The organism is Hydrogenophaga soli (genome assembly GCF_054777695.1).
The window spans coordinates 323,120-341,738 of record NZ_BAAHAK010000001.1 but is presented as its reverse complement, the minus strand read 5'-3'; the positions used below and the strand labels follow the sequence as shown (position 1 = coordinate 341,738).

The following is an 18,619-nucleotide window of genomic DNA, read 5'->3' as shown; positions in this document are numbered from 1 at the left end:
TGCAAACCCCATGACGCCCCGATGAAGCTTTCGGGACAACCGTGTTTCAGCCCAGCAGGCCCTCGGCCTTCATGGCGGCCTGCACGGCAGCCCGCCCCGCCACGCGCGCCCGGTAGGCGGCCAGGTGGGCCAGGCCGGAAATGTCCAGGCCCACAAACCCCGCCCAGTTGGTCACGGTGAACAGGTAGGCGTCGGCCACGGTGAAGGTGTTGCCCATGAGGTGGTTCCGGTCGGCCAGTTGCGTGTCCACCCAGGTCAGGCGTTGCAGCAGGCGCTCTTTGATGGCGGGCTTGAAGGTGTCGGGCGTGGCCGGGTTGAACAGGGGCGAAAAGCCCTTGTGCAACTCGCTGCTGATGAACGACAGCCACTCCTGCAGCTTGTAGCGCTCCCAGGTGCCCGCAGCAGGCGCCAGGCCGGTGGTCGGCACCTGGTCGGCGATGTACTGGCTGATGACCTGACCCTCGCGCAGCGTGCGGCCATCGTCCAGCACCAAAAACGGCACGTAGCCCAGCGGGTTGACGGCGTAATAGTCCGAGCCATCGGCCAACTGGTGCGTCTTGGTGCTGGCCAGCACGGCCTCGAACGGCACACCCGCTTCGTGCAGGACGATGTGGGGGGCCAGAGAGCATGCGCCTGGCGAATAGAACAGCTTCATGGGTTTGTCTCCGGCGGTGAGGGCTCTTCAGGCCTTGAACTGGGCGGCCACGGCGGCCACGCGTTGGCCGAACAGACGGGCGGTTTCCAGGTCGCCGGGCAGCATTTCCTGGGCACTGGCGTCCGACGGCGTGGTGGCCATGGCACCGGCGAACGAGGCCACGTAGTTGATGTCGTTGCGCTGTGCGGCCTTGGAGTTGGACGGCATCATGCCGGTGCCCACCCACACGCCGCTGTGCTGCATGGCCAGGGTGAACAGGTAGTGCAGGGTGGAGAGCTTGTCGCCGTTCATGGAGGCGCTGTTGGTGAAACCGGCAAACACCTTGTCCTTCCAGGCCTGGACGAACCACTTCTTGCTGGAAGCGTCGGCAAACTTCTTGAACTGCCAGCTCACGCTGCCCATGTAGGTGGGGCTGCCCATGATGATGGCGTCGGCCGCGTCCAGCGTGGCCCAGTCGGTGTCGGTCAGGTTGCCATCGGCATCAATGACCACCAGCTCGGCACCGGCCCCCTCGGCCACCGACTGCGCCATGCGCTGGGTGTGACCGTAACCCGAATGGAACACTACAACCACTTTTGCCATGATGAACTCCTTGGTTAAAAACAAGAGCAAACAAACACCGCCCAAAAAGCGGTAGACCTCAAAAAAACATTGAATTCAGGGGGCCAGATCAAACACCAGGGCCTCGGCCTCCTGCCCCTGGTCCAGCTGCACCCCGGTTTCGTCGGCCAGCAAGGCGGCATCCCCCGTCTGCAAGGCCTGACCGTTGACGCTCAGCGCCCCGCGCACCACCTGCACCCAGACCTTGCGCCCCGGGGCCAGGGCCAGGCGGGCCGACTCGGCCCCATCCAGCCGGGTGGCGTACAGGCGGGCGTCGGCATGCAGGGTGACCGAGCCCTCGGCCCCGTCGGGCGAGGCCACCAGACGCAGGCGGCCTTGCTTGTCGGCGATGTCAAAGGTCTTTTGCTCGTAGCCGGGCATGATGCCGCGCTCGTTGGGTTGGATCCAGATTTGCAGAAAGTGGGTTTCCGCGTCAGCCGCGTGGTTGAACTCGCTGTGCTGCACGCCGCGCCCGGCGCTCATGCGCTGCACGTCGCCGGGGGGAATGACCGTGCCGTTGCCCATGCTGTCCTGGTGGGCCAGCGAGCCCGACAACACGTAGCTGATGATCTCCATGTCGCGGTGCCCGTGGGTGCCAAAACCCGTGCCGGGGGCGATGCGGTCCTCGTTGATGACACGCAGGTTGCCCCAGCCCATCCACTCGGGGTCGAAGTACCCGGCAAACGAAAAACTGTGGTGGCTCTTGAGCCAGCCATGGTCGGCATAACCCCGCTGGCACGCACGGCGAATGGACAGCACAGCAATCTCCTGAAAGTGAAGCCCCGCAACGGGGCCATGACAGCCACTGTAGGCCGCCCACCCCGCCCGACGGACGCAGGAACTTGATGGCATCATTCGAACGGATTGAACGAAAGGTGGTCAAACCATGCAACCCACAGGGACTTCTTCGCGCCCAGGCCCGGTCCATGCCCGGGCCGTGTTGTCGCCCGACAACCTGGCCCTGATCGAAGCCGTGGCCCGCACCGGCAGCATGGCCGCCGCCGCCCGCGAACTGGGTCTGGTGCCCAGCGCCCTGACCTACCGCGTGCGCCAGGTGGAAGACGCGCTGGACGTGCTGCTGTTCGACCGCAGCGCCCGCCAAGCCCGCATCACCCCCGCGGGTGAAGAACTGCTGCACAGCGGCGAACACCTGCTGCACGAACTGGACGCCGTGGCCGAGCGGGTGAAACGCGTGGCCACCGGCTGGGAGCCGCAGCTCACCATCGTGGCCGACAACACCATGGCCCGCACCACCCTGTTCGAGCTGTGCGAAGCCTTCTTCGAGCTGGGTGCCCCCACCCGGCTGCGGCTGCGCAACGAAAACATGAGCGGCACCATGGAAGCCCTGCTGTCGGGCAGGGCCGACCTGGCCGTGGGCGTGGGCACCGACGCCAGCATCGGCCACCCCGGCATCCACATGGAAAAGCTGGGCGACCTGCCTTTTGTGTTTGCCGTGGCCCCCCACCACCCGCTGGCCAGCCAACCCGAGCCCTTGCCCGACAGTCAGATCGGCCAGCACCGCGCCGTGGCCGTGGCCGACACCACCCAGCGCGGCAGCGGCCTCACCTTCAACCTGCTGGCCGGGCAGGAAGTGTTCACCGTGCCCACCCTGCGCCACAAGCTGGAAGCCCAGCTGCGCGGCATGGGCTGCGGATTTCTGCCCCTGCCCATGGCCCAGCCCTACATCGAAGCCGGGCGGCTGGTGCAGAAGGAGGTGCAGCGGGGCGCCCGCGTGGCCCGCCTGGGTTACGCCTGGCGGGGCCAAAGCGGCAGCACCGCCCGCAGTGCGCCGGTGGCCTCGCAAGGCAAGGCCCTGCAGTGGTGGCTGGGCCAATTGGCCCACAGCCAGACCCGCGCCGCGCTGCTCAACCACCACACCATGACCTGAAGCGCCCGTGCGCTCCCCTTGAGCCCCATCAGCCCGCGCCGCCCACGGCGCTGCTACAGTGCCCGCCAGGAGACACCTGTCCATGACCACACCCTCTGCACCCCGCCGTTCTACCCGTCCATCCTCCTCCCGCCGCGCTGCGGCATCCCCCACCACACCGCAGCGCGTGGCCGTCATCGGGGCCGGCATGGCCGGTGTCACCTGCGCCCGCACCCTGGCCCAGGCCGGGTGGCACGTGACCCTGGTGGAAAAAAGCCGCGGCTTCGGGGGCCGCATGGCCACCCGCCAGACCGAATTCGGTGGTTTTGACCACGGTGCGCAGTACTTCACCGTGCGCGACGAGCGTTTTGCCCTGGCCCTGTCCACCACGCCCGACGTGGTGGTGCCCTGGAGCGCCAGCACCGTGCGTGTGCTTGACGCCCTGGGCCATGTGGTGGAAACCAACCCGCCCCCGCGCGAAGCCCACTACGTGGCCGTGCCCGGCATGAACGCCCTGGTGCACACCTGGGCCCAGCCCCTGGCCGACGCCACCCACCCGCAAGCCCCCCAGCAAGGGGCCGAGGTGCGCCTGAACACCCTGGTCAGCCGCATCACCCGCGACCCCATCCAGTCCGGCTGCTGGCAACTGCACACCGAAGACCAGACCACCACCGGGGCCCAGACCGTGCTGGGCGGCTTTGACCGCGTGGTGCTGGCCCTGCCCCACCTGCAGGCCCAGGACATCCTGCGCGCCTCCGGGCTGGAGCGCGGCGCGGGGGCCGACATCGCCACCGCCCTCTCCGGCGTGACCGTGGCCCCCTGCTGGACGCTGATGCTGGCCTTCCCCCAGGCCATGCAGCCCGGTCTGTCGCACCTGGGCCCGCAATGGAACGCCGCCCGCAGCACCCACCACCGCATCAGCTGGCTGGCCCGCGAAGGCAGCAAACCCCGGCGTGACCCCATCGAACGCTGGACCGTGCAGGCCAGCCCCGCCTGGTCCGCCGAACACCTGGAAGACGACGCCGAGCGCATCACCGCCAAGCTGCGCCGCGCCTTCTCCGAAGTGACCGGCATCCGCGCCGAACCCAGCCACGCCGTGGTGCACCGCTGGCGCTTTGCGCAGACGCAGACGCCGCTGGGCCGCTCCCACCTGTGGTCGCCCGAACTGGGCGTGGGCCTGTGCGGCGACTGGTGCCTGGGCCACCGCGTGGAAGACGCTTTCGTCTCCGGCCTGGAACTGGCCCTGGCCCTGCTGGGCTGAGGTCCGCCCCACCCAGCCCCACCGCTCGCCGCCCTGTGAGCCCGCTCCCGCACCACAGCAGCAGGCGGTACTGGCACCCCTGGTACAGCCGCTCCCGCCTGATGACGGGGGCCATCGTCGGCCTGGCGGTGTGGCTGGTCACACCCCCCGCGCTGGGTGCCAGCGTCTGTGCCCTGCTGGCCTGGTGCGCCGGGGCACTCACCTACCTGCTGCTGGCCTGGGTGATGATGGCCCATGCCACGGTGGACCACATGAAAGCCCTGGCCCGCACGGAAGACGACGGCGCCGCCGGCGTGCTGCTGCTGACCGTGGCCGCGGCGGTGGCCAGCCTGGTGGCCATCGTCGCGGAGCTGTATGGGCTGGATGGCACCTCCACCCTGAACGTGGGCCTGCGCCTGGGGCTGGCGGGGTTGGCCTTCGCGGTGTCATGGCTGCTGGTGCACACCGCGTTTGCCCTGCACTATGCCCACGCCTACTGGGCCGCCCCTCACGGTGCAGAGGGGCCTGCGCTGGCCTTTCCTGGCACCCCGGCCCCCATGTACACCGACTTTCTGTACTTTGCCAGCGTCATCGGCATGACGTCGCAAACCTCCGACGTGACCGTGTGCAACACCCGCATGCGCCGACTGGTCATGGCCCATGCCGGGGTCGCCTTCGTGTTCAACACCCTGTTGCTGGCCCTGGCCGTCAACACCGCGGCGGGTTTGCTGCATTAGCTTGGCGGGTCACATGGGGCATGGGTCAAGCTACCGGGGGCGTTTTGCCCCCTCACCCACCGGCCTGCTGCACGCCGGCTCGCTGGTGGCCGCGCTGGCCAGCTGGCTGGACGCCCGCGCCCACAGCGGCCAGTGGCAGGTGCGCATGGAAGACGTGGACACCCCCCGCTGCATTCCCGGTGCGGGGGAGCAAATCCTCCAGCAACTGGCCACCTGTGGCCTGCACCCTGACGGGCCGGTGCTGTGGCAGTCCCAGCGCCAGGCCGCCTACCAGCAGGCGCTGGACACGCTGGTGCAACGCGATCTGGCCTACCCCTGTGCCTGCACCCGCAAGGACATTGCCCAGGCGCTGGCCGCCCAGGGCCTGGCCCGCGACCGGCACGCCGAACTGCGCTACCCCGGCACCTGCCGCCAGGGCGTGGGCACTTCCACTGCATCCACCGCCAACGCCGCTCACCCCCCCCTGCGCCCTCCACGCCCTCAGCGCCCTGAACGCGCCTGGCGGCTGCGCACCCAGCAGGATTCATCAAAGAATTGGCCTCCTGCGCTTTATTTACTTGATGAGTTTGCTCCTGAATTCGATGCAAACACCCTCACCTGCCACTGGCACGACCGCCAGGCCGGTTGGCAACAGCAAGACGTGGACGCCACCGTGGGCGACTTTGTGCTGAAACGCGCCGATGGCCTGTGGGCCTACCAACTGGCCGTGGTGGTGGACGACGCGGCCCAGGGCATCACCCACGTGGTGCGCGGGGCCGACCTGCTGGACAACACCCCCCGCCAGCTGCTGCTGCAACGCGCCCTGGGCCTGCCCCACCCGGTCTACCTGCACACCCCGCTGGTGCTGGGGGCCAACGGCGAAAAACTCAGCAAACAAAACGGCGCGGCCCCGCTGGTGCTCGACAACCCCGCCGCGGTGCTGGCGGCCCTGAATGCCGCCGCCATCGCCCTGGGCCTGCCCCTCCACCCCGGGCCGGTGGCCGAGGCCCTGGGCGTGTGGGTCACGGCATGGCCGCACGCCGCCCCCTGACCCACGGGGCCACCAGCGCCTGGATGCCCGCCTGACGCTGGCGGCGGCGTTCGCGGGGGCGCAGCCGGTCTTGCCACCAATCGGGCAGCCGCAGGGCCAGGGGCGTGGGTTGGCGGGTCTGGCGGCTTTGGCGGGCCTGCCACCAGGCCCCGGCCCCATGGCGCAGCAACATGCCCAGGTTGGCCAGCACCAGCAAGGGCACTCCGATCCACAGCAGTTCCAGCTTCAGGCGCAACGAACCAAACAGCGGCACCCCACGCATGGGAATGGGCCGCCAATCCAGGCACAGCCGGTTGCCGTCCAGGGGCCACAGCCAGGCGTTGCAAACGCCCACGTCGATCAAACCATCCAGCAGCGGGTGCGACGCGGTGCACGCCATCAGGTACAGCGCCCGCCCCAGCCGCATGCGCCACCCGGCCCGGGTGGGCCACAAGGCCCCCAGCAGCGCCACCAGCAACGCAAACCCCAGCGAATGGGTGTAGCCCCGGTGGCCGTAGGGGCCGTTGTAGGCACCCCAGCCCAGGGTCACCCCAATCACGTCCAGGTCAGGCACCAGGGCGCTGAACATGCCCGCGCCCATCAAGCCCCAACCCACGCGCCGCGGGCCCACGGCCACAGCCAACGCCACCGCCGGTGCAAAGTGCAAATACGTGGCCATGTGTGCTCCTCAACCCGCCACCACGGCGGCTGCACCTGGCCCCGCCTTGGGCTCTGTGCGGCCCATGGCCGAGTACCAGTCCACCTTGCGGGTGGCCACCATCACCGCCGCCAGCACGCCAAACAGCAGCACCGAGCCCATGAGCAGCGCGTTGTCTTCCGACACCAGAATGCCGTACAGCACCCCGAACAGCGCCAGCAGCATTCCGCCCATGCGGCAGGCCACACCCCAGCCCCCCAGCACATGGCGCAGGTAGTGCGTCAACAGCGCCAGCGACGCGGTGGTGGCCACCGCATAGGCCGTCAAAAAGCCCGTGTGTTCGGACAGCGACAGCAACAACAGGAAAAACAGCACCAGCGCCGCCCCCACCAGCAGGTACTGCATGGGGTGGATGCGCCAGCCCTTCACGGTTTCCCACACAAAAAACGCCGCAAAGGTCAGCAGCACAAACATCAGCCCGTACTTGGACGCACGCTCCGACAACCGGTACGCATCCACCGGGTCGGCCAGGGTGACGCCCAGGTTCTCCAGCGAAGACGCTGACTCCCCCTTGCCCGGCGCAAGGAACTGCTGCTGGGCGTGGCTGGACAGGGACGACACGGCCCAACTGGCCTCAAAGCCATCCGCCGACACCGTGCGGCTGCGGGGCAGAAAGTCGCCATCAAAACTGGGGTGCGGCCACGACGAGGTGAGGGTGATGGTGTTGTCATCGGCCAGCGGCAGGTAACCCATGCGGCGGGTGCCCGCCAGCGCCAGCGTCAGCTTCACGTCCAGCACCGCGCCGGGGGTCAGCAGCGAGGCGGGCACCGCCGCCGCCAGGCCCAGCGGCAGGCCCAGCCCGGCGGGCGCAGCCACCACGTCCAGGGCCTGCCCGGCCAGTTCCAGGCGGGGGCGGCCGATCAGGCCGCGCACATCGCTCACGCCCACCATCAGCCAGGGCTGGCCCAGGGTGATGCGCCCCTCCTTCTCCTGCGGCGTGATCGCGGGCACCACCCAGCGGCCCGTGCTGTCGTGCCCGCTGGTGTAGACCGTCACGGGGAAGATGCCCCGCCAGCGCGTCTCGGTGTCCAGCTGGCTGCGCGTGTCCAGCACCTTGGGAAACACGGTCAGCTCGCGGTGCACCTGCACGGTTTCCTGGCGCTGGATGTGTTTGTCCACATCCGCCACCACCGTGCGCACAAAGGTTTCGGTGTAGGGCACATACAGCACCGGGCCGCTGAGCACCTGCGGCCCCGAGTGGGCGCGCGACACGTCCTGAATGGCGTCGTCGCGAAAGCGCATGCGGTCTTGAATGACCCCGGTCACCATGCCGAGGGGAATGAGCAAAAGCAGCATCAGAAAGCCGATGACGGCGGTCTTGCTCAACAGGGGAAAACGGTTCACGTCGTGCTCCTTGAAATGGGAAACACGATTGTTCAAAGCCCCTGTGCGCTGCTCACGCAGGCGGTGTGAAGCGGGTGTGAAATGGGCTGGGGTGGGAGCCGAATGCCAGAGATTTCAATAAAAATCAGGCTCTAGCGCTTGATTTGAAAGCGTGAGCAGCTATGGAATTTGAAGTATCCACTGGAACACAAAGCGGGTGTGCGTGAGGCGGCTGTGATGGGCTGATGGGATCATTGCGGTTGATCCTGCTGCACACCCGGTGTTGAACCTCTCGCCATGAAGCCCACGCTCACCTCCCTCGCCAAAACCGCCACACGGTGGCTGCTGGCTTTGCTCTTGCTGTCTTTGGCCTTGGGCGGCTGGGTAGGGTGGGACATGCATTGCGTTCGCACGTTTTGCGACCACGTCCAACCGGGAATGCCGATGACCGAACTGGTGGCCCTGGCGGAACAACATGGGCTGGACAGGCGCAGGGTTCAGGACCGCGGGGTGCCTGATGACCAATCCAAGGACTGGGTTTTGCTCGTGCCAGTCCAAGCGACGATGGGAGACATGGTCTGCGCCATACATCACGACCAAGAACAGGTGTCCTCAGCGACTGTCTGGGGGCCTTGATGGCGAAGTGGACACCATGAGTACCAACCGAATGAACACCATCAATCACCCAGGAATCGAAATGGACGACCACAGCTGGAAACTGTTTTTACAGACGTCTCGCCAAGTGCTTGGCAAGGGTCAATCCTTGGCTTGGGCCAGTCAATCTTGGTGTGCGTGGACAACGTTCTCCATGCTGGAGGACTGTCTCACGTATTGGGCGTGCGGTCTTCCCGAGGAGGACGAGCTTCTTCCGTCGTGCACGCAAGACGGGGGACTGTGGCGACAGTCGTTTCACTACAGTGACTTGGCCCACATCATCATTCCAGCCCGCTTCTCCTGGGAGAGATACATTGACAAGGCCTTTCACAGCGGGACCAAGGAGCAGGACATCGCCCGGCTTTCTCACGAGCTCAAGGCACTGAACATCCCTAATCGCACCACCGACTTGGTGTTGGAAATCAAGCTCTTTTGACGCCGCGCAGGCTTCAACCGCCCTCACCGCCCCGGCAACCACCACACCACCCGGCAGCCCACCGGGTCGGTCACGTTTTCCAGCCTGACCTCGCCGCCGTGCAGCTCGGTCACTTCCTTCACCAGGCACAGCCCCAGGCCTGAGCTTTTGTCCTGTGAATCGGGCCGCACCAGCGAGTAGAAGCGGTCAAACACCCGGGGCAGCGCGTAGTCGGGCACACCCGGGCCCTGGTCGCGCAGGGTCCAGGTCCAGCCCATGCCATCGCGCACCAGGGTCAGCGTCAAGGTGCCGCCCGGTGGCGAGAAGTCAATGGCGTTGTCCAGCAGGTTTTGCAGCGCCTGCGCCAGCAGGAAGCGGTCGCCCACCACGGTGGCGGGGCGCGGTGGGTCGGTGTCGGTCGGCGGCGGTGGGCCGTCTACCCGCAGGCCCTTTTGCTGCAGGCGGGGTTCGGCGGTGTGCAGGGCGTCGTGCGTCAGCGCCAGCAGGTCCACGGGTTCCAGGGTGCGCAGGTGGCGCATCTGTTCCACGTCGGCCAGGGCCAGCAGGCGGTCGATCAGCTGTTGCAGGCGTTCGGTCTGGCGCCGGATGTTGCCGGCAAAGCGCTGGCGATCGGCCTCGGGCAGGGGTTCTTCCAGCAGCTCCGACGCGCCGCGAATGGCCGCCAGCGGGCTTTTCAGCTCGTGCGTGAGGGTGTGCACATAGTTTTCGACGTAGGCCTTGTCTTCCAGGCGCAGGCGCATGTGCTCCACGGCCTGGGCCAGGTCGGCAAACTCGGTGTTGCCCGACAGGCGGCCCATGCGGGGCAGTTCGGCCCGCTGGCCCTGGGCCACGGCGGTGGCGTAGCGCCGCAGGCGCGAGAGGGAGCTGGCAATCCACCAGGTGAACAGCAGCCCCACCACCAGCGCCAGCGCCACCACGCCCCACGACCAGCGCAGGATGCGGTTGCGGCTGCGCTCGATGTACGGGGCCAGCGTGTGGTTGGGGCGCGAGACGGTCAGCACGCCGATGATGCGCTCGCCATCCCGGATGGGCGCGGCCACGTGCATCACGGTGCGATCCTGCTCGTAGGCGCTTTCGCCGCTGGAGCGGGCACCGTACTGGCCGCGCAGGGTGCGCAACACGTCGTTCCACTGCGAGTGGTCCTTGCCCACGTCCTGCCCGCGGCTGTCGAACACCACCAGGCCCTTGGCGTCGGTGACCGACACGCGGTAGTCGATGTGCGACTTCTCGAATCCCCAGATGTTGGCGCGTGGGTTTTCGCGGGACAGCGCGGTCATGGCCCGGGCAAAGTCGCTGCGGGGCAGCGTGCCGGCCTTCATGGGCGGGGCGGCCAGCAGGGCCAGGGCGTTGGCGGCGTCGACCAGGCTGTCTTCCATGGCCTGCTGGGTGCCGGGTTTGACTTCTTCCACAAACACCTGCAACACCACCACCAGGGCCAGGCCCAGCACCAGGAAAAACGCCAACAGCAACCGAAGACCAATGCGCATGCCGCACCATACCAAAGTGCCGCCGGGCAAGGCGCTAGACTGAAACCCACGCCACTCACCCGCCCTCCCCGCCTGCCCCATGAGCCAACGCCGCATCCTGCTGCTGGAAGACGAGCCCGCCATTGCCGACACCCTGCTGTACGTGCTGCGGGCCGAGGGTTTTGCCGTGACCCATGTGGGCCTGGCCCGCGACGCCTTGGCGGCGTTTGCACACGAGCCGCCCGACCTGGCCATCCTGGACGTGGGTGTGCCCGACGGCAACGGCTTTGACGTGTGCCGCACACTGCGCAAGACCAGCGAGCTGCCCATCGTGTTCCTGACCGCCCGGCACGAGGAGATTGACCGCATCCTGGGCCTGGAGCTGGGGGCCGACGATTACGTGAGCAAGCCGTTTTCGCCCCGCGAGGTGTGCGCCCGGGTCAAGGCCATCCTGCGGCGCACGGCGGCGGCCACGGCCCCTGCGCCCAGCCCCGCCACCAGTGCGGCAACCGCCCTGCGGCTGGACGAGCAACGCCAGCGCATCGAATGCCAGGGGCAATTCCTGCCGCTGACGCGTTACGAATACCTGCTGCTGGCCACGCTGTTGCGACGGCCCGGGCGCATCTACTCCCGCGCCGAACTCATGACCCAGGTGTGGGCCGACGCCCCCGACACCCAGGACCGCACGGTGGACGCCCACATCAAGCTGCTGCGGGCCAAACTGCGCGACGCGGGCCTGAGCGCCGAGTGGATCCAGACCCACCGGCACATGGGGTATGCGCTGCAAGAACCATAGGGCACTGCGGATGCGCGGCACACATCGACACCCTGCACATCCAAGCCCACCCCCTGAACCAGTACCAATTTGGGACTAAAATCCCACCATGCACGTGGTGGCCCTGCGCAATCTCGAATCGTTTTGGAAGCAACCCAACCGGGGCGATGCCGAGGGTGCGCTGAAAGCTTGGTTGGCTGAAGCCAGACAAGCACAGTGGACCTGTCCCCAGGATGTGAAAGACCAATACGCCCATGCCAGCATCGTTGGCAACAACCGGGTGGTGTTCAACATCAAGGGAAACAAGTACCGGCTGATCGTTGCCATGGCCTACCGCATGCAATACGTCTATGTGAAGTTCATTGGCACGCATGCCGAATACGACGCGGTCGATGCCGCCGTGGTAGATCAATTCAAAGGAGTTTGATCATGGAAATCAAAGCCATTCGCACCGAAGCCGATTACCTTGCGGCCCTGAGTGAGGTGTCTGCCCTGATCGACCTGGACCCGGCAGCAGACACCCCGCAAGGCGAACGGCTGGAGATTTTGGGCACGCTGGTGCAAGCCTACGAGGCCAAGCACTGCCCCATTGACCTGCCCGACCCCATCGAAGCCATCAAATTCCGCATGGAACAGTCTGGGCTGACCGTCAAAGACCTGGTGCCCTACGTTGGCCCCACCAACCGTGTGTATGAAGTGCTGGCCGGCAAACGTTCTCTGTCGCTGGGCATGATCCGGCGGCTGAGTGCCGGGCTGCACATTCCGGCAGAAGTGCTGATCCGCGAGCCCGAAGCTGCTGCGGCCTGAGCACCCCACGCCACCCCCTCCCCGCCTCCCTCTCATGACCACCGACACCCCCGAAACCCCGGCCACGCCCACCCCCAACCCCGCCAACCCCCGCGGCCACCAGCCGCCACCGGAGGGCGTGTACCTGCGCACCATCAAGAGTTACGTGCTGCGTGCCGGGCGCATGGGCACGGGTCAGGTCAAGGCGTTCGAGCTGTACGGGCCGCAGTTTTTGCTGCCCTTCACCCCGAACCAGGCGTTTGACGCCACCGCGGCCTTTGGCCGCAGCGCCTCGCTGATCCTGGAAATCGGCTTTGGCATGGGCGACGCCACCGCCAAGATTGCCCATGCCCGCCCGGCTGACAATTTTTTGTGCTGCGAGGTGCACGAACCCGGCGTGGGTGCGCTGCTCAAGCGCTGCGGCGAAGAGCACATTGGCAACATCCGCATCCTGCGCCACGACGCGGTGGAGGTGCTGGAGCACATGCTGCCCGCGGCTGACGCGCAGGGGCAAGGGGCGCTGCTGGACGGCGTGCACATCTTCTTCCCCGACCCCTGGCACAAGACCAAGCACCACAAGCGCCGCCTGATCCAGCCGCCGCTGGTGGCCCAACTGGCCGCCCGCCTCAAGCCCGGCGGCTACCTGCACTGCGCCACCGACTGGGAACCCTACGCCCAGCAAATGCTGGAGGTGCTGAGCGCCGAACCCCTGCTGGCCAACACCAGCACCGACGCGGCCCTGGGCGGCTACGCCCCCAAGCCCGACTACCGGCCCCTCACCAAGTTCGAAAACCGCGGTCTGAAACTGGGCCACGGCGTGTGGGACCTGGTGTTCCAGCGCAAGGGCAGCTGATCCCCAAGTAAAGCAATGCCGCATTGCTTTACCCATCAAGCCGCTTTACATTGTGGATTTTCAAGCACCTTTCGCCGCCCTGGAGCCCACCATGCAAGCCGACGCCATCGTTTCCAGCAAAGGCCAAGTCACCTTGCCCGCCGCCATGCGGGCCAAGCTGGGCATTGGCCCGGGCTCGCACATCCAGTTTGAATTGCGGGGGCAGGAACTGGTCATCAAGCCCGAACTGCCCATGAGCGCCTACTACGGCATGCTCAAACCCTACAACCTCGACCCGGCGGACCTGGAAATCGAAAAGGAAGTGGACAAGGACTTCGAATGACCCGGTGGAATGTGGTCGACTCCTCCGGCTGGATCGAGTTCTTCACCGCCGGGGCCAACGGCCCGGTGTTCAAACCCGTCATCGAACAACGCCAGGCACTCCTGGTCCCGGCCATCGCGCTGTTCGAAGTTCACCGCGTCCTCAGCCGAAAACTGCCCCCCGAGGTGGTGACCGCCTGCCTGAACGTGATGCGCCTGGGCCGCGTGCTCGACATCACGGCCCCCCGTGCGGTGGCAGGTGCCGAAGTGGCCCTTCGCCACAAACTGGCCATGGGTGACGCGCTGATGTACAGCCTGGCCCTGGAACACGGTGCCACGTTCTGGACCCAGGATGTGGATTACGACAACCTGCCGGGCGTGAAGTACTTTGCCAAACCCTCTCCCCATGCCCCACAACCTTGAGCCCGCCATCGAGTCCGCCCTGCAGGGCTTGGACACCCTGGCCGCCCAGTCCGAAGGGCTGAGCGAACCCAACCCCCGCGTGGCCTGCAAACTGCTGCTGGCCGATGGCCGGGTGTTCGACGGCCACACCCAGCAGGCCGGGGGGCCGCATGCCGAGGTGGTGGCCCTGCGCGCCGCCCAGGCCGCCGGGGCCAGCACCCAAGGGGCCACGGCCCTGGTGACGCTGGAGCCGTGCAGCCACCATGGCCGCACCCCGCCCTGCTGCGACGCGCTGGTGGCCGCCGGAGTGGCCCGCGTGGTGGTGGCGCAGACCGACCCCAACCCGTTGGTGAATGGCCAGGGCATCGCCCGCCTGCGGGCCGCCGGGGTGCAGGTGGAGGTGCTGCCTGCCCACCACCCGGTGGCGGTGGCGGCGTTGGAGCGCAACATCGGGTTTTTCACACGCATGCGCACCGGCCTGCCCTGGGTGCGGCTGAAGATGGCCTCGTCGCTCGACGGCACCACCGCCCTGGCCAACGGGGTCAGCCAGTGGATCACCAGCGCCCAGGCCCGCACCGACGGCCACGCCTGGCGCCGCCGCGCCGGGGCCGTGCTGACCGGCATGGGCACCGTGGCCGCCGACAACCCGCGGCTGGACGTGCGCCTGGTGGACACCGCCCACCAACCCCTGCGCGTGGTGGTGGACAGCCAGTTGGAGCTGTTGCCCAGCGCCCGCATCGTGCCCCCACCCGGTGCCGTGCTGGTGCTGACGGTGGCCGACCCGGTGGCCTCGACCGCCCGCCGCCAGGCCCTGGCCGACGCCGGGGTGGTGGTGCTGGACTGCCCGCCCCACACCTCCGGCCACGGCCCGGCCAAGGTGGACCTGGCCCAGGCGCTGCGCCTGCTGGGCGAGCGCGGCATCAACGAGCTGCACCTGGAAGCCGGGCACAAGCTCAGCGGCTCCTTCCTGCGCGAAGGGCTGGTGGACGAGCTGCTGCTCTACCTCGCCCCCACGCTGCTGGGCCCGGGTGCCGGGCTGGCCCGCATCGGCCCCTTCGAGTCGCTGGACCAGGGCCTGCCCTGGCAGTTTGTCGAGGCCACGCCTGTGGGGCCGGACCTGCGCATCCGCGCGCGGCGTCGGGCGGACTGACCCGCCGCGCCCGGCCATGTCGCGCCCGCCCAAGAACCCCCACATCCCCATGCGCGATGGGGTGTCGGCCAGCAGCCTGGCCCTGCCCTGCCTGCGGCGCATTCCCTGGGCCACGGTGCTCCAGGCCCTGACCGAGCTGCTGCCCGCGGTGTCCGCCGCAGAATGGGCCGAACGCATGGCCACCGGCCAGGTGTTGGACGAACAAGGCCAGTCGGTGCCGCCGGATTCCCCCTACGTCAAAGGCCAGCGCGTGTACTACTGGCGCGAGCTGCCCGACGAGCAACCCATTCCCTTCTCCCACACCGTGCTGCACCGCTGCGAGCACCTGGTGGTGGCCGACAAGCCACACTTCCTGCCCGTCACCCCCGGGGGCCGGTTTGTGAAGGAAACGCTGCTGGTGCGCCTGAAACGCGAGCTGGACCTGCCCACCCTCAGCCCCCTGCACCGCCTGGACCGCGAAACCGCCGGGGTGGTGGCCTTTTGCGTGCGCCCGCAAGACCGCGACGCCTACCAGCGCCTGTTCCGCGAGCGGCAAGTGCACAAGGTGTACGAGGCCGTGGCCCCCTGGCACCCGGGGCTGACGTTTCCCCTCACCCGCAGCAGCCACCTGCGCGAGGACCCCGAGCGCTTCTACCGCATGCAGGAGGTGCCCGCCGACGAAGCCGAACGCCTGGGCCTGGCCCCCAACAGCACCACCCGGGTGGAGCTGCTGCGCCACAGCGCCGACAACGCCCAGGCCTTGTACCGCCTGCACCCCATCAGTGGCAAGCGCCACCAGCTGCGGGTGCACATGGCCGCGCTGGGCCTGCCCATTGCCAACGACCAGTTCTACCCCGAGGTGCTCAAGGCACCGGGTGAATGGGAAGACTTCAACACCCCGCCGCTGCAACTGCTGGGCCGCGAGCTGGCCTTTGCCGACCCGGTGACGGGGGAGCCGCGGTGTTTTGTGAGCCAGCAGCAACTGACCGGGGGTTAGCGTCACACCCGCTCGGCCACCCAGGCTTGCACCGAGGCCAGGGCCTGGGGCACGGCGGCGGCGTTGGTGCCACCGGCCATGGCCATGTCGGGCTTGCCGCCACCTTTGCCGCCCACCTGCTGGGCCACGAAGTTGACCAGCTCACCGGCCTTGACCTTGCCCACCGTGTCGGCGGTGACGCCTGCGGCCAGCTGCACCTTGTCGCCGTCCACGGCGGCCAGCACGATGGCGGCGGTTTTCAGCTTGTCTTTGAGCTTGTCCAGGGTGTCGCGCAGGGTCTTGGCATCGGCACCGGGCAGAACCGCGGCCAGCACCTTCACGCCGTTGACGTCGGCGGCCTGGTTGACCAGCTCGTCGCCCTGGGCCGAGGCCAGCTTGCCCTTGAGGGCCGCCAGTTCTTTCTCCAGGTCGCGCACCTGACCCAGCAGGTTTTCCACCCGGGTGTGCACTTCGCTGGTGGACACCTTGAGGGTACCGGCCACGCCGCCCAGCAGGGTTTCCATGTTTTGCATGTAGGCCAGCGTGTTCAAGCCCGTGACCGCTTCCACCCGGCGCACGCCCGCGGCCACGCCCCCTTCAGCGGTGATGCTGAAGGCGCCGATGTCGCCCGTGCGCTGCACGTGGGTGCCGCCGCACAGTTCGCGGCTGGAGCCGATGTCCAGCACCCGCACGCTGTCGCCGTACTTTTCACCGAACAGCATCATGGCGCCGGTGGCCTTGGCGCCTTCAATGTCCATCACCCGCGCTTGTGTGGCGGCGTTGGCCAGGATTTCGGCGTTGACCAGGCGCTCCACCTCGCGGATCTGGCCGTCGGTCATGGGGGCGTTGTGCACAAAGTCGAAGCGGGTTTTCTCGGGATCGACCAGGCTGCCCTTTTGCTGCACGTGGCTGCCCAGCACTTCGCGCAGGGCCTTGTGCATCAGGTGGGTGACGCTGTGGTTGCGGGCGGTGGCGGCGCGGGCGGCGGTGTCCACCTGGGCGGTGACGGTGTCGCCCACGGCCAGCGTGCCCTCGGTCAGGGTGCCGTGGTGGCCGAACACGTCGGCCTTGATCTTTTGCGTGTCGGCCACGTCAAAGCAGGCGCTGCCAGCGCGGATGACGCCGCAGTCGCCCACCTGGCCGCCGCTTTCGGCGTAGAACGGGGTGGTGTCCAGCACCACCACGCCATTTTGACCATTCTTGAGGGCTGCCACGCTGACACCATCAGCGTAAAGCGCTACAACTTTTGCAGTGGTCTGCAGCTGTTCGTAACCCACAAAGGTGTTGCCTGCGCCGCTGTAGTCCAGCGCCTTGTCCATCTTGAACTTGCCAGCCGCACGGGCCTGGGCCTTCTGGCGCTCCATGGCGGCGTTGAAGCCCGCCTCGTCCACGCTCAGGCCGCGCTCGCGGCACACGTCGGCGCTCAGGTCCAGCGGGAAGCCGTAGGTGTCGTGCAGCTTGAAGGCCACGTCGCCCGGCAGCTGCTGGGCACCACCGCCCAGCGCGGACTCCAGGATTTCCATGCCGTTGGCCAGCGTCTCGTAGAAACGCTCTTCCTCGGCCTGCAGCACGTCGGCAATGCGTTGGGCGTTGGCGGCCAGGTTGGGGTAGGCGTCGCCCATCAGGGCCACCAGGTCGGGCACCAGCTTGTGGAAGAACGGGGTCTTCTGGCCCAGCTTGTAGCCGTGGCGGATGGCGCGGCGGATGATGCGGCGCTGCACGTAGCCGCGGCCTTCGTTGCTGGGGATGACGCCGTCGCTGATGAGGAACGAGGTGGCGCGGATGTGGTCGGCAATGACCTTGAGCGAGGGGTTGCTCAGGTCGCCATGCGCGGTTTCGCGGGCGGCGGCCTTGATGAGGCGGTCGAAGATGTCGATTTCGTAGTTGCTGTGCACGCCTTGCAGGATGGCGGCCAGCCGCTCCAGGCCCATGCCGGTGTCCACGCAGGGCGCGGGCAGCGGGGTGACAGAGCCGTCTTCATGCATTTCGAACTGCATGAACACGTTGTTCCAGATTTCAATGAAGCGGTCGCCGTCTTCCTCGGGGCTGCCGGGAGGGCCGCCGGGGATGTGGTCGCCGTGGTCGTAGAAGATTTCCGAGCAAGGGCCGCAGGGGCCAGTGTCGGCCATCATCCAGAAGTTATCGGACTTGTAGCGCCCGCCCTTGTTGTCACCGATGCGGATGACGCGGTCGGCGGGCAGGCCGATTTCCTTGGTCCAGATGTCGTAGGCCTCGTCGTCTTCGGCGTAGACGGTGGCCAGCAGGCGTTCCTTGGGCAGTTTGTAGACCTCGGTCAGCAGCTCCCAGGCCCACTTCAGGCTTTCGCGCTTGAAGTAGTCGCCAAAGCTCCAGTTGCCCAGCATTTCAAAGAAAGTGTGGTGGCGGGCGGTGTAGCCCACGTTCTCCAGGTCGTTGTGCTTGCCCCCGGCGCGCAGGCAGGCTTGCACGGAGGCGGCGCGCACGTAGCTGCGCTTGTCGGTGCCCAGGAACACGTCCTTGAACTGCACCATGCCGCTGTTGGTGAACATCAGCGTGGGGTCGTTGCCGGGCACCAGGGGGCTGGACGCCACCACCGTGTGGCCTTTGGAGGCAAAGAAGTCGAGGAAAGATTTTCGAATCTCGGCGACGGTGAAATGGGTCGTCATGGCGGATGGGGCTGTTCTGAACGGAGCCGCCGATTTTATCGGTGCCCT

The 18,619-nt window shown here is 67.4% G+C and carries 20 protein-coding genes; 13 read left to right on the top strand and 7 right to left on the bottom strand.

The window, feature by feature from the left end:
• Positions 1–46 precede the first annotated feature (46 nt).
• The 3 genes from gstA to ACYVB7_RS01535 form a co-directional block, all read right to left on the bottom strand.
• Positions 47–655 (bottom strand): glutathione S-transferase family protein, encoded by a 609-nt coding sequence (gstA, locus tag ACYVB7_RS01545; RefSeq protein WP_460504792.1) that lies wholly within the window; start codon positions 653–655, stop codon positions 47–49.
• 27 nt (positions 656–682) lie between these two features.
• On the bottom strand, positions 683–1,237 hold the full coding sequence (locus ACYVB7_RS01540; RefSeq protein ID WP_460504791.1) for a flavodoxin family protein: 555 nt from the start codon (positions 1,235–1,237) through the stop codon (positions 683–685).
• 75 nt (positions 1,238–1,312) lie between these two features.
• Complete coding sequence (locus ACYVB7_RS01535; protein WP_460504790.1) at positions 1,313–2,014, bottom strand: pirin family protein; 702 nt, start codon at positions 2,012–2,014, stop codon at positions 1,313–1,315.
• A 127-nt stretch (positions 2,015–2,141) separates the two neighbouring features.
• Here ACYVB7_RS01535 and ACYVB7_RS01530 point away from each other — a divergent pair, with 127 nt between their 5' ends.
• From ACYVB7_RS01530 to gluQRS, 4 genes are all read left to right on the top strand, one after another.
• Complete coding sequence (locus ACYVB7_RS01530; protein ID WP_460504789.1) at positions 2,142–3,143, top strand: LysR family transcriptional regulator; 1,002 nt, start codon at positions 2,142–2,144, stop codon at positions 3,141–3,143.
• Positions 3,144–3,225: 82 nt separating this feature from the next.
• The gene (locus tag ACYVB7_RS01525) at positions 3,226–4,383 is read left to right on the top strand and encodes an NAD(P)/FAD-dependent oxidoreductase (protein ID WP_460504788.1); all 1,158 of its coding nucleotides are present in this window, start codon (positions 3,226–3,228) and stop codon (positions 4,381–4,383) included.
• A gap of 35 nt (positions 4,384–4,418) precedes the next feature.
• Positions 4,419–5,099, top strand: coding sequence for a DUF1345 domain-containing protein (locus ACYVB7_RS01520; protein ID WP_460504787.1), 681 nt, complete (start codon positions 4,419–4,421; stop codon positions 5,097–5,099).
• Between the two features lie 13 nt (positions 5,100–5,112).
• Positions 5,113–6,129, top strand: a complete 1,017-nt coding sequence (gene gluQRS / locus ACYVB7_RS01515; protein ID WP_460504786.1) for a glutamyl-Q tRNA(Asp) synthetase — start codon at positions 5,113–5,115, stop codon at positions 6,127–6,129.
• On the opposite strand, the gene ACYVB7_RS01510 is transcribed toward gluQRS, so the two are convergent.
• Both ACYVB7_RS01510 and creD read right to left on the bottom strand, forming a co-directional pair.
• Positions 6,101–6,787, bottom strand: a complete 687-nt coding sequence (locus tag ACYVB7_RS01510) for a metal-dependent hydrolase (RefSeq protein WP_460504785.1) — start codon at positions 6,785–6,787, stop codon at positions 6,101–6,103. The two genes, gluQRS and ACYVB7_RS01510, sit on opposite strands and share 29 nt — an antisense overlap.
• A gap of 9 nt (positions 6,788–6,796) precedes the next feature.
• Positions 6,797–8,170: a cell envelope integrity protein CreD gene (gene creD, locus ACYVB7_RS01505; protein ID WP_460504784.1), complete on the bottom strand. Its 1,374-nt coding sequence runs from the start codon at positions 8,168–8,170 to the stop codon at positions 6,797–6,799.
• A gap of 646 nt (positions 8,171–8,816) precedes the next feature.
• Between creD and ACYVB7_RS01500 the strand changes: the two genes are divergently transcribed.
• The gene (locus ACYVB7_RS01500; RefSeq protein WP_460504783.1) at positions 8,817–9,239 is read left to right on the top strand and encodes a hypothetical protein; all 423 of its coding nucleotides are present in this window, start codon (positions 8,817–8,819) and stop codon (positions 9,237–9,239) included.
• 23 nt (positions 9,240–9,262) lie between these two features.
• Here ACYVB7_RS01500 and creC read toward each other — a convergent pair whose 3' ends face one another.
• Positions 9,263–10,726, bottom strand: coding sequence for a two-component system sensor histidine kinase CreC (gene creC, locus ACYVB7_RS01495; protein WP_460504782.1), 1,464 nt, complete (start codon positions 10,724–10,726; stop codon positions 9,263–9,265).
• Between the two features lie 79 nt (positions 10,727–10,805).
• Here creC and creB point away from each other — a divergent pair, with 79 nt between their 5' ends.
• From creB to ACYVB7_RS01455, 8 genes are all read left to right on the top strand, one after another.
• A complete protein-coding gene (creB, locus tag ACYVB7_RS01490; protein WP_460504781.1) occupies positions 10,806–11,501 on the top strand; it encodes a two-component system response regulator CreB in 696 nt (231 codons plus the stop codon).
• A gap of 88 nt (positions 11,502–11,589) precedes the next feature.
• Positions 11,590–11,907: a type II toxin-antitoxin system HigB family toxin gene (locus ACYVB7_RS01485; RefSeq protein ID WP_460504780.1), complete on the top strand. Its 318-nt coding sequence runs from the start codon at positions 11,590–11,592 to the stop codon at positions 11,905–11,907.
• A gap of 2 nt (positions 11,908–11,909) precedes the next feature.
• Entirely contained in the window at positions 11,910–12,287 is a 378-nt protein-coding gene (locus ACYVB7_RS01480; RefSeq protein ID WP_460504779.1) for a helix-turn-helix domain-containing protein, read from the top strand.
• Between the two features lie 34 nt (positions 12,288–12,321).
• Positions 12,322–13,119, top strand: a complete 798-nt coding sequence (trmB, locus tag ACYVB7_RS01475; RefSeq protein WP_460504778.1) for a tRNA (guanine(46)-N(7))-methyltransferase TrmB — start codon at positions 12,322–12,324, stop codon at positions 13,117–13,119.
• A 91-nt stretch (positions 13,120–13,210) separates the two neighbouring features.
• Positions 13,211–13,441 (top strand): AbrB/MazE/SpoVT family DNA-binding domain-containing protein, encoded by a 231-nt coding sequence (locus tag ACYVB7_RS01470; protein ID WP_460504777.1) that lies wholly within the window; start codon positions 13,211–13,213, stop codon positions 13,439–13,441.
• Positions 13,438–13,842, top strand: a complete 405-nt coding sequence (locus ACYVB7_RS01465; protein WP_460504776.1) for a type II toxin-antitoxin system VapC family toxin — start codon at positions 13,438–13,440, stop codon at positions 13,840–13,842. The genes ACYVB7_RS01470 and ACYVB7_RS01465 overlap by 4 nt, the downstream gene beginning before the upstream one ends.
• Entirely contained in the window at positions 13,826–14,971 is a 1,146-nt protein-coding gene (gene ribD, locus ACYVB7_RS01460; RefSeq protein WP_460504775.1) for a bifunctional diaminohydroxyphosphoribosylaminopyrimidine deaminase/5-amino-6-(5-phosphoribosylamino)uracil reductase RibD, read from the top strand. Before ACYVB7_RS01465 ends, ribD begins: the two co-directional genes overlap by 17 nt.
• 16 nt (positions 14,972–14,987) lie before the next feature.
• Complete coding sequence (locus tag ACYVB7_RS01455) at positions 14,988–15,947, top strand: pseudouridine synthase family protein (protein ID WP_460504774.1); 960 nt, start codon at positions 14,988–14,990, stop codon at positions 15,945–15,947.
• A 2-nt stretch (positions 15,948–15,949) separates the two neighbouring features.
• On the opposite strand, the gene alaS is transcribed toward ACYVB7_RS01455, so the two are convergent.
• Positions 15,950–18,571: an alanine--tRNA ligase gene (gene alaS, locus ACYVB7_RS01450; protein WP_460504773.1), complete on the bottom strand. Its 2,622-nt coding sequence runs from the start codon at positions 18,569–18,571 to the stop codon at positions 15,950–15,952.
• Positions 18,572–18,619 lie beyond the last annotated feature (48 nt).

Excerpts from the sequence above, each read along its gene's own strand:
- ACYVB7_RS01540 (WP_460504791.1), bottom strand. The coding sequence starts at position 1,237 with ATGGCAAAAGTGGTTGTAGTGTTCCATTCGGGTTACGGTCACACCCAG.
- ACYVB7_RS01480 (WP_460504779.1), top strand. The coding sequence starts at position 11,910 with ATGGAAATCAAAGCCATTCGCACCGAAGCCGATTACCTTGCGGCCCTG.
- ACYVB7_RS01510 (WP_460504785.1), bottom strand. The coding sequence starts at position 6,787 with ATGGCCACGTATTTGCACTTTGCACCGGCGGTGGCGTTGGCTGTGGCC.
- ACYVB7_RS01470 (WP_460504777.1), top strand. The coding sequence starts at position 13,211 with ATGCAAGCCGACGCCATCGTTTCCAGCAAAGGCCAAGTCACCTTGCCC.
- ACYVB7_RS01525 (WP_460504788.1), top strand. The coding sequence starts at position 3,226 with ATGACCACACCCTCTGCACCCCGCCGTTCTACCCGTCCATCCTCCTCC.
- ACYVB7_RS01500 (WP_460504783.1), top strand. The coding sequence starts at position 8,817 with ATGAACACCATCAATCACCCAGGAATCGAAATGGACGACCACAGCTGG.
- ACYVB7_RS01530 (WP_460504789.1), top strand. The coding sequence starts at position 2,142 with ATGCAACCCACAGGGACTTCTTCGCGCCCAGGCCCGGTCCATGCCCGG.
- ribD (WP_460504775.1), top strand. The coding sequence starts at position 13,826 with ATGCCCCACAACCTTGAGCCCGCCATCGAGTCCGCCCTGCAGGGCTTG.
- trmB (WP_460504778.1), top strand. The coding sequence starts at position 12,322 with ATGACCACCGACACCCCCGAAACCCCGGCCACGCCCACCCCCAACCCC.
- ACYVB7_RS01485 (WP_460504780.1), top strand. The coding sequence starts at position 11,590 with ATGCACGTGGTGGCCCTGCGCAATCTCGAATCGTTTTGGAAGCAACCC.
- ACYVB7_RS01455 (WP_460504774.1), top strand. The coding sequence starts at position 14,988 with ATGTCGCGCCCGCCCAAGAACCCCCACATCCCCATGCGCGATGGGGTG.
- creC (WP_460504782.1), bottom strand. The coding sequence starts at position 10,726 with ATGCGCATTGGTCTTCGGTTGCTGTTGGCGTTTTTCCTGGTGCTGGGC.
- alaS (WP_460504773.1), bottom strand. The coding sequence starts at position 18,571 with ATGACGACCCATTTCACCGTCGCCGAGATTCGAAAATCTTTCCTCGAC.
- gstA (WP_460504792.1), bottom strand. The coding sequence starts at position 655 with ATGAAGCTGTTCTATTCGCCAGGCGCATGCTCTCTGGCCCCCCACATC.
- creB (WP_460504781.1), top strand. The coding sequence starts at position 10,806 with ATGAGCCAACGCCGCATCCTGCTGCTGGAAGACGAGCCCGCCATTGCC.
- ACYVB7_RS01465 (WP_460504776.1), top strand. The coding sequence starts at position 13,438 with ATGACCCGGTGGAATGTGGTCGACTCCTCCGGCTGGATCGAGTTCTTC.
- gluQRS (WP_460504786.1), top strand. The coding sequence starts at position 5,113 with ATGGGGCATGGGTCAAGCTACCGGGGGCGTTTTGCCCCCTCACCCACC.